The sequence below is a fragment of the Paenibacillus sp. PDC88 genome (genome assembly GCF_900106725.1).
In the GTDB taxonomy this organism is placed as follows: Bacteria; Bacillota; Bacilli; order Paenibacillales; family Paenibacillaceae; genus Paenibacillus; species Paenibacillus shunpengii.
Genome location: NZ_FNNT01000005.1, coordinates 306,446 through 319,254 on the forward strand (window position 1 = coordinate 306,446; position 12,809 = coordinate 319,254).

Here is a 12,809-nt window from a genome sequence, read left to right on the forward strand (position 1 = left end):
AAATTTACTATAAACAGATTAATCGATAAGCTGACCGCATGTCAACAAAAGTAACGAAGAGGCCTGGTATAGAAATGAGTTGCGTTATATTTCCTTACACAGCAGTATTGAATTCAGATAATATTCACTCTTGTTCTGATCATATATTATGCGCATTCTTTCTAATTCGCTTATACTTCTACCCCTGTTAATGCCATTGCATACGCTCATGTTAGTCTGTCCTACAATCTAATCTGTGACTTGTCTTCATCGAAATAGCCGCCTCTCGAACGCTGAAGACTAATTAACCAGAGCAACAACGATAGAAGGACAAGCACGATCGATACTGTAAAATAGACGTAACGCAGCGACACGAGCTCGGCAATAACACCAAACGTTATAATAGCAGCTATCTGAAGCAGACTAACCATCAGGCCGAATATGCTTGTTACCCTGCCCATCATGGCTGCAGGAACATTATTTTGATAAAAGGTCGCCAGACCCGTATTGGAGAAAGACGAGAAAAAGCCCAGTAGGATGAAACCAGCTGCAGCCCATACGAATGAATTCGAGATGGAGAAGATCAGATACCCTGCAGATACAAGCAGCATTCCCCCTCCCAGCATATGTTTGACTGGAATCCATTTTGCTAAGATTGAATTCAGAAATGCTCCGGCGACACTTCCTGCTCCTGTCAGACTGACAATCAATCCGTATTCCAGCTCAGACATCTTAAGGGTACTGCGAATAAACACAACCTCCTGTGAGTCCAGCGCCATACCTAGCAGTAAAATAAAATGAAACAGGCTGTAGACAAATATGACATATGCGTTAGATCTACTGAACTTCATTACACCGCTCCAATCAGCTGCTATCATGCGATATGTTATCCTCTGTCCTGCCGCTTCTCCCTCTTGCACCTCTATAGGTAGCTTGGGGAGCAGCGATAACAAGAAGGCTGATATCAAGAAGGATGCTGCGTTAATATAGATCGCAATATCAGGCTTCATATATATGAGCAGCACCCCGGCAATGGCCGGACCCACCAGAAAAGCCCCCGAGGTCGTTAAACCCTGAAAAGCATTAAACTGCTTGCGTTCTGCTGCTGGTACAAGTCTAACGATATAGGTCATCGAAGCCGGTTGAAAAATAGAAGAGGCCATACTGTTAATCATCAGGCAGGCATAAATCATCCACAGCTCGGGCAGCAGCGGGAGGGCAGCTACAAATACAGTCCGGATCAAATCAGTAATGATCATAATCTGCCGCTGATTGTATCGATCCACCAAGCTTCCAGCCCAGAATTTCGTCAGTAGTGAGGCTGCTGGTGCAATGATCCATAATCCTGCAACGGCTGCAGGAGAACCCGTCATATTCAGAATCAACACGTTAATCGCAATGAGATAGACAAAATCTCCAATCCTGGAGATCCCGATACTTCCAAGCAGCAAGCCTTTTCGACGCCAATTGGCGAATGATTGCTCCATAAATAGTCCCTTTCAGGTTAGCATTGGATTGAAGAAGCTTATTTATACTTTTTCTATATTTATCCATTCAAACCCTCTCTCTAATAACCTGACTCAACGGACTACTATGCAAAAAGAGCACAGCCTCGGCTCATGAAGCCGTAAATAAGCTGTGCTCTTCTGAATATTATGAATACTCGATGATTTTGGATCAGCCGAAACGTCCCATAATATATTCTTGAGTCGATTGGTTCTCCGGATTGGAGAAGATTTTCTCGGTTACATCACGTTCCATGAGATTGCCCAGGAAGAAGTACGCTGTAAAATCGGAAATTCGTGCTGCCTGCTGCATGTTATGAGTAACAATAACGATACGCAGATCTTTCTTGAGCTCTGTAATCAGCTCTTCAATCTTACCTGTAGATACCGGGTCTAGTGCCGAGGCCGGCTCATCCAGCAGCAATATTTGCGGCTCGACCGACAGTGCGCGAGCGATGCATAGACGCTGCTGTTGTCCACCCGACAGTGCCAGGGCAGAATCGTTCAGCCGATCTTTAACCTCGTCCCACAGAGCGGCACGACGCAGGCTTTTCTCCACAATTTCGTCCAGATCCTTCTTCTTCTTCATACCACGGTATTTCGGACCAAATGCAATATTGTTATAGATCGATTTATGGAACGGGTTTGGCTTCTGCCACACCATTCCGATGTTCTGCCGAAGCTTGATAACATCTGTGCCTGGCGCATTCAAGTCTTTGCCGTCCATCCAGATATGACCTGTAACGCGAGCCCCTGCGATCTCATCATTCATTCGGTTCAAAGATCTCAGGAATGTGGATTTACCGCATCCAGAAGGACCGATCAAGGCCGTTACGGTATTCTTCGGGAACTCCATGCTGATTCCCTTCACCGCTTCTTTCTCGCCGTAAAAAACACTCAGATCCTCTGTGCTAAAAGGTTGTTGTGGCATTATTCAAAGTACCTCCCTATATACAAAAAGCCGATTCTACTAGTTCATACGCTTAGCTGCTGTCATCTTGCGATATACAACGCGTCCAAGCCAGCGCGCAAGCAGGTTAAAGATGAGAACAAGGATAACGAGCACAGCTGAAGCTCCTGCCGCAATCTCAACCGCATCAGGCGCAAGCTGCTCACTATTTACTTTCCATATATGCACGGCAAGTGTTTCTGCCGGACGCATCGGATTCAGCGGTGATCTTTCGCTGAACGGGTTCCAGTCCGTAAAGTCAAGCGGCGGACTACTCATACCGGCTGTATACATCAGGGCTGCCGCTTCACCGAAGATCCGTCCGGCAGCAAGAATCGTACCGGTAATCATGCTGGGCAGAGCAACAGGAAGCAGAATGGAAGTAATGATCTTCCACTTGGACAAGCCGAGTGCAAGACCTGCCTCCTTCTGTGCCGTTGGAACAGAACGGAAGGCCTGCTCTGTTGTACGCACCATCAGCGGCAGATTAAATACCGCCAGCGCGAGTGCACCAGACAAGAGCGAGAAGCCAAATCCAAAGGTGTTAACAAGTAATAACAAACCGAACAAACCGATAACGATGGAAGGGAACGAAGACAGTACTTCAACAACCAATCGAATAAAGTTTGTAATTTTGCCTGGCTTCGCATATTCCGCCATATAAATACCGGCTCCCCAGCCGAGCGGAATGGTAATGATCAGGGTCAAGACAAGCAGGAACACGGAGTTAAAGAGCTGCGGCCCAATACCGCCTCCTCCGCGAAGATTTTGCGGCCGGCTGGTAAGGAAGTCCCAGCTGATATGACTGACGCCGCGGAATATAATATAACCGATCAATCCCACCAAGATCGCAATAATAAATACAGCGAAAGCGATGATGATGCCAGTAGCTAATTTGTCGGCTGTTTTTGGTTTCATCATACCCGGTTTCTCCTTTCAAGCAAACGCACCAGCAGGACGAACAAGAAGGTCATAATCAGCAGGACAAGTGCCATACTCCACAATGCATTGTTGTGTACTGAACCCATTGCCGTGTTACCCATGCTAAGCGTAATTACACTCGTTAGTGTTGATGCTGACTCCAGTAATGAAGTTGGAACAAATGGAGCGTTACCGATGACCATCTGTACTGCCAGCGCTTCACCAAACGCACGCGCCATACCGAGCACAACACCCGTCAGGAGCGCAGGAAGCATTGTCGGAATAACAACACGGGCAATGGTCTGCCAGCGAGTAGCTCCGAGCGCGTATGAGGATTCACGGAGTCCTCCAGGAAGAGACGTAATCGCATCTGCCATAATACTTGTAATGGTAGGAAGAATCATGACGGATAAGACTAGGCATCCTGCAAGAATACCAACCCCTGTACCTCCAAAGATTGAACGCAGTAACGGAACGATGACACTCAGACCAACAAAACCATAGACAACCGAAGGAATACCGGACAGGAGCTCAATGGCTGGCTGCAGTATTCGCTTGCCCTTGCCAGGTACAATCTCGGTCATAAATAGTGCCGCACAGAGCGCCAAGGGACTTGCAATCAGTGCTGCCAGAATTGTAACAGCGAAGGAGCCGACAATGAATGGCAGAGCCCCGTAAGAAGCCGGATCAGATGTTGGACTCCATGTTGCTGATGTAAAAAATTCTTTGACGCTTACGCCGTCAACAAAGAAGGTAGCAAGCCCTTTGGAGGCTACAAAATAAACAATTGATACAATGACGACGATAAGGAAAACTACACAGATGGAAGTATATATTTTACCGATCCAATCCTCGTAGAAATGCTTCTCCCGCTTGGGACGAGACTGTTCACCGGACTCAAGCGCCGGCTCCCTCTTCGTTAGGCTCATCTAAACCATCCTTTTGAATCATTTTAGTATAATTTGTATATCATCTCGTTAACCGAACGAAAGAGGTCGGGCAAATTTGCCCGCCTCTTCTCATTAGGTCATGTACGAAATCATGATAGAAATCACAATTTCATACCGCTTAATTCGTTTTCAGCATTATTTTTTAGTGATGTTACCTTCTACGTCACGCTCAACTTGCATACCGCTAACCGGGATGTAACCAAGCTCTACAACATAAGTGTTCTGAACTTCGTCAGAAACCATGTAGTCAAGGAATGCTTTTGTTACTTCATTCGGCTCGCCGTTTGTGTACATATGCTGGTAAGCCCACACTGGATATTCACCAGATTCAATGTTTTCAACTGTTGCTTCAATACCTTCATATTTAACTGCAGTCAGCGTGTCATCCAAGTAGGACAATGCAAGGTAGCCGATTGCACCAGGAGTTTCTGTTACGAGCTTCTTAACGTTACCTGAGGATTCTTCTTGGATGGATCCTTCAAGGTCAGGAGCAGCTCCGCCAAGTGCATATTTCTCAAAAGTAGCACGTGTACCAGAGCTTGCTGGGCGGTTGATGATGACGATATCTTGATCCGCTCCACCAACTTCACTCCAGTTCGTTACTTTACCGTTGAAGATATCGGACAGCTGTTGTTTAGTCAGATCTGTCACGCCTACTTCTTTGTTTACTACAGCTGCCATACCAACGACAGCTACTTGGTGATCAACAAGTTGCGATGCTTGATCAGCTTCTAGCTTCTCTTCAGCAAATACGTCGGAGTTACCGATGTCTGCTTGCTTATCAGCGACTTGTGTAAGACCCGTACCGCTACCGCCGCCTTGAACTTGAACCGTGATGTTCTCATTGCCTTCTACCATCATGAAGTCTTGTGCAGCTTGGTCAACAAGCGGCTGAAGCGCTGTAGATCCTACTGCAAGCACGGAACCGCTAAGCTGTGTTGCTTCTCCGCCTCCATTAGAACTTCCTGCTGGGTCTGTATCTCCAGATCCGCTCGTACTTGTACCTGATCCGCAGGCTGCGAGTACGACGGTCATCGCTAGTGTAGTCATCATTAAAGGTAATTTCTTAACTCTTTTGAACATGTTAGGTTGTCCTCCCCCAATTTGTGTGTGGTCTTATTTGTGTTCACCACTTACATTATTCATTCTAGTGGCGGTGCATCATCTTAAAATTTATCCTTTGTTAAATGTGTATTAAATATGTATACATGAAATCTATTAAAACATATAATAAATCTATAATAGATATAAAGAAGCACGCCTTTTTACCTGCAATCTCTCTTATAATGAACCTATTTATGAGCTTATATCCCAAATGTTGCGTCTATTTTAACAATATCACTATATGTTGATGTTAAAAGTTCGTTTACAAATGTCAAAGCTTCAACCAGGAGGAACATGGTAATGAATTTAATCAAATTTCAAATCCTTGTGTTAATAGATAAGTGGAACAAAGTTACGGATGTCGCCAAGGAGCTTGATATGAAGCAGCCCACGGTTTCTTTTCATATGAAGAGCCTTGAGAAGGATATGGGGACTGCTCTATTTATCTCAGCACGGGGAAGAATCATGCTTACCGAAGCGGGAAAAGCCATCCTGCCCTATGCTAAGCAAATGATCAATCTGGATCAGACGGCACGGCGGACCGCACAGCTGTTCACTGAGCTGAATCAAGGAAGTCTTCAGATCAAATCAGATCCCCTTGTCTCGAGCTATTATCTATCTAGTCTTATCGCAGAATTTGCAGATCAATATCCGGGCATCCGGATTTCAAACCGCTTGTTTGATGAGGTATCAGATCCAGGCAGTGAGGAGAACTTTATTGCGGCCAGGCTGGACAAGCTGGGCAGCCCATTAGAGGAGTCTTCTGATAAGGTTTTGATTCAAACAGATGAACTGATTCTTCTCGTCCCGGAGAACCACCCCTTTACGCAAGAGCCAGATTTACATCCTGGAGAACTCAGTAAGTATATGTTTGTGAATTATGAGAGCTGCGGATGGATATCCGAGCGAATGGAGCGTTTTACACAGATCACGGGAGCTCATTTGTGGGAGAGAGTGTATGCAGCGACACCCGAAGCAGCTGTAAATATGGTTGCTGCAGGCAAAGCGATTACTTTTTTTCCGGCAAGTGCTGTACGATCTGCAGATAGTCGAGTCGCAAAGCTCCCGATCCCCGGTCTATCGAAGGAGGATGTCATGATGTGCGTGACATTATCTAAAATGAACGAGCTAACACCAGCAGGTCAACAATTTTGGTCCTTTCTCAGCCACGATCATAGGAACCCAGAAGCTCCCTAATCCATATATATAAGAACATGGGCGTATGCACCAAGTTACAGGATGGGAGCTGATTCAATTGTCATTCATACCGATATTTCCCCCTTCAGTGGCAGGAGGCGGAACTAGTTCACTTCAAAGTTTGCTAGGGTCTATTAATGTTGCAAGCTTAGCTGCCACACCGAATGCTACTCAAGCCGTTCCTTCTAATATACTTACCTCATTGCCGAGTCCTCCATTTCAAGCCATTCAACAGTATCAGCAGTTAACTTCAAATCCGGCACAGGCGCAAAGCTTAGTTGCTCAGTCCAGTCAACAGACAGGACCTGGGGGCTCCGCCTGGCAGATCCTTTCAGGTGGAATAGGCTCTTCTTCCATTGGAGGAATTGGCGGACCAAGCGGGATCGGTTCTCCTGGAGGAATTCTAGGCAATCTTCTCCCTGGCTTAGGCGGGCCAAGACCAGAAGAGGCACCTGCTTACTCAGAGGATACGGAAGCAGAGCAGACCGAATATCGCAGCGCCCGCTTCCCTTGGTTGCTGCCTTATTGTACGTACCGCTGGGCCGTCTTGATCACCGGACCGAATCCTTTTAACTTAACTGTTCGTCTTGGTATTGTTCTCTTCACCAATCCAGGGGTAACCGTACTGCTTCAGACGCAGCCCTTCCCGATTATTCAGGCATTTCCAACTTGGCAAATTCTATATGTGCAGTGCTATTGATCAGATAGCTGCCCGTTTCTCTGCTTCTGCCTGTCCTTTGTCTCAATAACGAGAAAGAAAGACCCTCTCCTGCATGGCCCTGGTCAAGGAAATGGACTCGGCGCTACAGAGAGGGTCTTTCTTCATTATAAGATAGCTGAATTATTGTAAAATCACTGAAGTATAGGGTGGCAGCGTCAATGTCTGATCTGTCCATTGCACTTCAGCATTCGTGGCATGTATAAGCTCGGTATACTTCACTTCTGAATCGTCCAGAACAACTTCCTTCTCCTCATTAGAGAGGTTATGAAGGACAAGCACCCGCTCACCCTCTGCTGCCCTGACATACCCTAGCAATTGATCGTCATCCAGATCATAATCGGCAATAGTCCCATCTGTAAGGGCTCTGCTTCCATTTCTCCAATCGATCAGTTCACGATAGTGAGACAGAAGGGATGAGCTGTCCTGCAGCTGACTCTCGACACTAACAGCAGCCTCGCCCAGATTATGCTTCGGTGTCTGCCAGGTCGTCTGTCCCTCACCGGCCTCTGCCTGATACCATAGCATCGGCTCGCGAATCTGCTCATCCGGCTTGGCACCTTCCATCCCAATCTCCTCACCATAATAGATGAAGGGATTACCGGAAAGAGTCAATAGAATGGATGCCGCCATTTGTGCATGATCTGCCGATCCGCCCAGCTGACTCATGACGCGATTCTGATCGTGATTGGCCAGAAAGACGGCATCAACAAATGCTCCGCCAGACTTCTCATTAAACAGCTCGTAATTACGGGTCAGCTGAGTTACAAATCCGCCGTTCGTTTCGCTCGACACCGTACGAATGATTTGATCTGCCAGACCGAAGTTGAATCCCGAATCAAACGCATTGTCCAAGTAAGGTGCTACAGAGACCGGGGAGTTCTCCCACACCTCTCCAACAATATAGGCATCTTCCTTGACCTCATTCATCGCCGTTCTAAACTCCTGCCACCAAGAGACATTCTTCGCCGTTGTCTCAGCACTTCGATCGCTCTGCACATCTTCGTAGATATGCTTTGCTGCATCGAGCCGGAAGCCGTCAAAACCGAATTCCAGCCAGTACTGACCGATCCTCAGCATCTCAGTTCGAACTTCTTCATTATCGAAGTTGAGATCAGGCATTCCACTCCAGAAGGTACCCAAATAATGATTGCCGCCAAGTTCGTGCCAAGCCGGTCCACTGCCTGCGGCACTCATGCCTGTTGTATTCTCGCCAGTGTCCTCCGCCCAGCTGTACCAGTCACGGTATGCACTATCCGAGGAAGTACTCGATTCCTTAAACCACGGGTGCTCTGTGCTCGTATGATTGACGACCAGATCCATAATGACCTTGATGCCCCGCTCATGCGCTTCATCCAGCAGGCGCTTCAAGTCATCCTTCGTTCCATAATCAGGATGGACATCATAATAATCCGTTACATCATATCCATGATAGCTTGGAGAGGGATTGATTGGCATCAGCCAGATGCCTCCCACACCAAGATCATCTCCGCCGGGCTGACCATCATTTAAGTAGTCCAGCTTCTCCGTAATTCCGTTCAAATCCCCGATCCCATCCCCATCCGAATCATAGAAGGAACGAACAAAGATTTCATAATAAACGGTTGACGGCTGTTCAAGGGCAGCAAGCTCAGCTTTACCTTGTCCCCCTGCTTCAGATTCCTCGGCTAGATCATTCTCATCCGCGCTCTTCTGCCCAGCTTCGGTACCTGCCGCAGCAGGGTCTTCTCCTTGCTGCGGCGTCTGTTCTACTCCTTTACTGCTGCACGCAGCCAGCATGCAAGCCATTAAGAGAACAATGGCGGGATAAGCAAATCGTTTGTTTAACCCAAGCAGATGGCGCGGCGCCATAGAGCCTCATCCTTTCGTTGCTCCCGCAGTCAAGCCATCCACCAAGAAGCGCTGCAGGAACATGTATAGGAGTGTAATCGGCAGGGCTACGAGAACAGATCCCGCCGCAAACAGCGTAAATTCGGTACTTGTGTAGCTGTTCACCAGCTCATACAAGCCGACGGCCAATGTCCAATTTTCACGTGAGCGCAGGATCAGTCTGGCAAATATAAAGTCCACCCATGCTCCGCTGAATGTCATCAAAGAAATGTACGTAATAATTGGTTTCGATAACGGCAGTATAATAGAAACAAAAATTCTCATATGACTTGCCCCATCGAGCAATGCCGATTCTTCAAGTGCACGCGGAATGGTATCGAAGAAGCCCTTCGCTACAAACATACCGAGTGCTGCACCCGATGTATACACCAGAATAAGAGCCCACGCTGAATCAAGCAAATTCATTTGCAGGAGCATTACGTATACCGCAATCATACTCATGAAACCTGGGAACATCCCAAGAATCAGGATAACTGACATGGCCGTCTTACGTCCCTTGAACCGGAACCGAGACATCGCATAGGCAGTAAGCACTTGGATAATCGTACCGAGCACCATGCTGGTGACCGCAATCTTCAACGTGTTCCAATACCACTGGAGAAAAGGAATGTCCTTGTCTGCCTGCGGCAAAAACAGATCTTTATAGTGCTGAAGTGTAAACTGTTCAGGTATGATCGTCTCACTGTATAAGGAATCCCCGACTTTAAAGGAGGACATAATAATCCATAGAGCAGGATATATACATACGATGGCGATCAGAATCAGCAAAATATAACTGAAGGTGAGCTTAATCCGTTTTTTTCTCTTCATTGAATCATATCCTCCTCTTTAAACGAACGACTTCTGCGATAGTTATAGATCGAGAACGAGGCGATGATTAAGAATATGAGAATGCCGATCGCAGATGCAAAGTTGTACCTTTGATTATCCAGCGTCAGCTTGTAAAGCCACGTTACGAGAAGGTCTGTACTACCCGCAAATGCGTAGTCACCGTTCGCCGGAGCACCTCCGGTCAACAGGAAGATGACGTTAAAGTTATTGATGTTACCCGCAAACTGCATGATCAGAATCGGTGCAGTCTGGAATAATACAAAGGGCATTGTAATGTTACGGAATTTCTGGAATGCAGAAGCACCGTCTACTTCGGCCGCTTCATACAAATCCTTCGGAATCGCTGTAAGCACACCAAGCACAAGAATCATGGATACCGGAATACCAATCCACATATTGACGAGGATAACGGTGACTTTGGCCATGAATGGATCATTCAGCCACGGCAGCCCGCCAAGTCCCAGCATGCCTAAATACTGATTGATTGGTCCAAATTGCGAATTGAACAGGTTCTTCATAATCAGCAGCGAGATGAACTGTGGTATCGCATACGGGATAATGAAAATCGTCCGCCACATCGTCTTGAAGCGAATACCGTGCTGCTGAATGAGCAATGCGACCAGGATACCTCCAAAATACGTCGTTACCGTAGCCACAATCGCCCAGATAATAGTCCAGATCAATACGCCAAAGAAGGTATTGCTCCAAGCCGTCAGCGTAAAGAGATTCTTAAAGGTATCGAAGCCGACCCAATCCACAAGATTCTTCGGCGGGATATGGTCAGGAGCGGAATAATTCGTGAAGGCCATCAGGACCATGAACAAAATCGGTAATATAGTAAAAAAGAGCACACCGATGGTCGGAAGTGACAGCAGCAGATACGGGAAGCCTTTGTCCAGCAGCTGCTTTACCGTTTCGCGGAAGGATGGTGCCTGCTTCCCTTGATCACGGAGCTGTCCGATACGATGAGCATCCTTAATATTTCCAATGTAAAAAGCAATAAGAAGCACGAAGTATATCAATGCCACAAGCCCATATATCATCATGAATATGGAATGATCGCCCGGCACATTTTGATATAGTCGTCCTACCTTCTCCATTCTGGCAGGTGAATCTCCAAGTGTTACGAGCCCCCATAAATTGGCCCCCAGCTGTGTAATGATCAAATATAAACTAATGACTTCGACTAGAAAAAAGATTGCGCCTTTTACCCATTGTCTGTGATACCATTGCCCAAGCCCCATGAATACTGCTGATAAAATAGCGCCTGTGCGGGCATGGCTCCCCGAAGCCGACTGCGGCTTCCCGGTTGACATCATTGCCGGTGATTGTCCTCTACTCATGTATGGTCCCAGCCCTTCCTTCCGATAGATGGTATGGAGCCACCGCGAGAAACTCATGTTACTGAAGTCTCACGCGATGGCCTCTTTTCTTTTTCTACATATTAATCTACGTATTAAGAACCTGTTTGAATGTTGCTCTTCATTTGTTCTACCATGCTGTCCATCGCTGCTTTAGGATCTTTGTTGTTATTCCACAGCTCGGACAGAGCTGCTTCCATTGGGGACCAGAATTGTGCCATAGCCGGAATGGAAGGCATAGGAATGGAATTCTCGAATTGTGTAAGGAAGGCAGACGCAATCTCATCGCTCTTCACCGCTTCACTTGCTGCAGCTTCAGTATTTGCAGGAAGCGCACCTGTCATTTCAAAGTTCTTCGTTTGGTTCTCAGCATTTGTAATATAGTCAGCGAACAGTTTAGCCGCATTCGGGTACTTCGTATTTGCATTTACAAAATAGCTCTTCACGCCAGAGAACGGCTTCATCGGCTCACCATTAGGCAGGTTAGGATATACGCCAACTCCGAGATTAGCTACACCTTCCTTCAGAGAACCCACATCCCAAGGACCTGATACGTTCATCGCCAGCTTGCCTTCCGTGAACAAGGATTTACGGATGTCACCATTAATGTTGGAGGAATTAAGCGGCAGGATTTCTTTCAGACTTTGCAGGAAAGTCGCTGCTTCAATTCCTTGCTCATTGTTCAAGCCGATATCTGTAGGATCTGTACCATCACTTCCAAATACATAAGAACCATATCCGCCAAAGAACGGGAACGCGTTATAACCATTACCTACATCCCACATAATTGCGAATTTATTGCTCTTCGTATCATTAAAAGTGCTTGCAAACTCCTTCACACCATCCCAGTCAGCAGGAACAGCATCAATCAGATCTTTGTTGTAGAATACAGCCGTTGTTTCAACCGATTTTGGATAACCATATAAAATTCCGTCATATGTCAGAGCATTAACAGCCACTTCGCTGTTTCTCGCTTTGGTCTCTTCTTCAAACCAGTCATTTGGCATAATAACCCCTGCAGTAACCCCTTGACCAATCTGATCATGTACGCCTGCGAATACGTCAGCGCCTACACCAGCAGGTCCGTCCGTTACCATCTGGCTCATTGCCTTGTCAGCTCCAAGCTCAGTGAAGGTGACTTTGACTCCATGCTTCTCTTCAAATGCTTTCGCCACTTCTTCAATAAATGCTTTTTGATCGCCGCCATCCCATACGGTAAGCTCAGCGCCTTCTTCAGGAAGCAGCTCCTCTACTTCAGCAGGTGGTGTCTCTGCCCCAGGTGCTGGTTCAGTTTCGGCCGGTGCATTGTTACCGGTGCCGCATGCAGCCAAAAAGACCGTCATGGCAAGCGAGAGTGTCATAAAGCTAAATTTTTTACCTTTTTTCATGTGTAAATCATCCCTT

General features: G+C 46.8%; 11 protein-coding genes. 2 read left to right on the forward strand and 9 right to left on the reverse strand.

Going from position 1 to position 12,809, the window contains the following annotated elements; genetic code table 11:
• Positions 1-221 precede the first annotated feature (221 nt).
• From BLW49_RS17255 to BLW49_RS17275, 5 genes are all read right to left on the reverse strand, one after another.
• A complete protein-coding gene (locus BLW49_RS17255) occupies positions 222-1,466 on the reverse strand; it encodes an MFS transporter (RefSeq protein WP_047911395.1) in 1,245 nt (414 codons plus the stop codon).
• A 190-nt stretch (positions 1,467-1,656) separates the two neighbouring features.
• Entirely contained in the window at positions 1,657-2,415 is a 759-nt protein-coding gene (gene pstB / locus BLW49_RS17260) for a phosphate ABC transporter ATP-binding protein PstB (protein ID WP_047911394.1), read from the reverse strand.
• Positions 2,416-2,454: 39 nt separating this feature from the next.
• The gene (pstA, locus tag BLW49_RS17265; RefSeq protein ID WP_047911641.1) at positions 2,455-3,351 is read right to left on the reverse strand and encodes a phosphate ABC transporter permease PstA; all 897 of its coding nucleotides are present in this window, start codon (positions 3,349-3,351) and stop codon (positions 2,455-2,457) included.
• A complete protein-coding gene (gene pstC, locus BLW49_RS17270) occupies positions 3,351-4,283 on the reverse strand; it encodes a phosphate ABC transporter permease subunit PstC (RefSeq protein ID WP_047911393.1) in 933 nt (310 codons plus the stop codon). The genes pstA and pstC overlap by 1 nt, the downstream gene beginning before the upstream one ends.
• 156 nt (positions 4,284-4,439) lie before the next feature.
• Positions 4,440-5,387, reverse strand: a complete 948-nt coding sequence (locus BLW49_RS17275) for a phosphate ABC transporter substrate-binding protein (RefSeq protein ID WP_090725793.1) — start codon at positions 5,385-5,387, stop codon at positions 4,440-4,442.
• Positions 5,388-5,708: 321 nt separating this feature from the next.
• Here BLW49_RS17275 and BLW49_RS17280 point away from each other — a divergent pair, with 321 nt between their 5' ends.
• Together BLW49_RS17280 and BLW49_RS17285 are read left to right on the forward strand one after the other, a co-directional pair.
• Entirely contained in the window at positions 5,709-6,605 is an 897-nt protein-coding gene (locus BLW49_RS17280) for a LysR family transcriptional regulator (RefSeq protein WP_177178770.1), read from the forward strand.
• Between the two features lie 58 nt (positions 6,606-6,663).
• Positions 6,664-7,305, forward strand: a complete 642-nt coding sequence (locus BLW49_RS17285; protein WP_143042130.1) for a hypothetical protein — start codon at positions 6,664-6,666, stop codon at positions 7,303-7,305.
• Between the two features lie 141 nt (positions 7,306-7,446).
• Here the strand turns inward: BLW49_RS17285 and BLW49_RS17290 are convergent, their stop codons facing one another.
• The 4 genes from BLW49_RS17290 to BLW49_RS17305 form a co-directional block, all read right to left on the reverse strand.
• A complete protein-coding gene (locus BLW49_RS17290) occupies positions 7,447-9,174 on the reverse strand; it encodes an alpha-amylase family glycosyl hydrolase (RefSeq protein WP_090725799.1) in 1,728 nt (575 codons plus the stop codon).
• 6 nt (positions 9,175-9,180) lie between these two features.
• Positions 9,181-10,023: a sugar ABC transporter permease gene (locus BLW49_RS17295; protein ID WP_090725802.1), complete on the reverse strand. Its 843-nt coding sequence runs from the start codon at positions 10,021-10,023 to the stop codon at positions 9,181-9,183.
• The gene (locus BLW49_RS17300; RefSeq protein WP_047911639.1) at positions 10,020-11,360 is read right to left on the reverse strand and encodes a carbohydrate ABC transporter permease; all 1,341 of its coding nucleotides are present in this window, start codon (positions 11,358-11,360) and stop codon (positions 10,020-10,022) included. The genes BLW49_RS17295 and BLW49_RS17300 overlap by 4 nt, the downstream gene beginning before the upstream one ends.
• A gap of 140 nt (positions 11,361-11,500) precedes the next feature.
• Positions 11,501-12,793, reverse strand: a complete 1,293-nt coding sequence (locus BLW49_RS17305; RefSeq protein ID WP_083656114.1) for a sugar ABC transporter substrate-binding protein — start codon at positions 12,791-12,793, stop codon at positions 11,501-11,503.
• Positions 12,794-12,809: the final 16 nt, after the last annotated feature.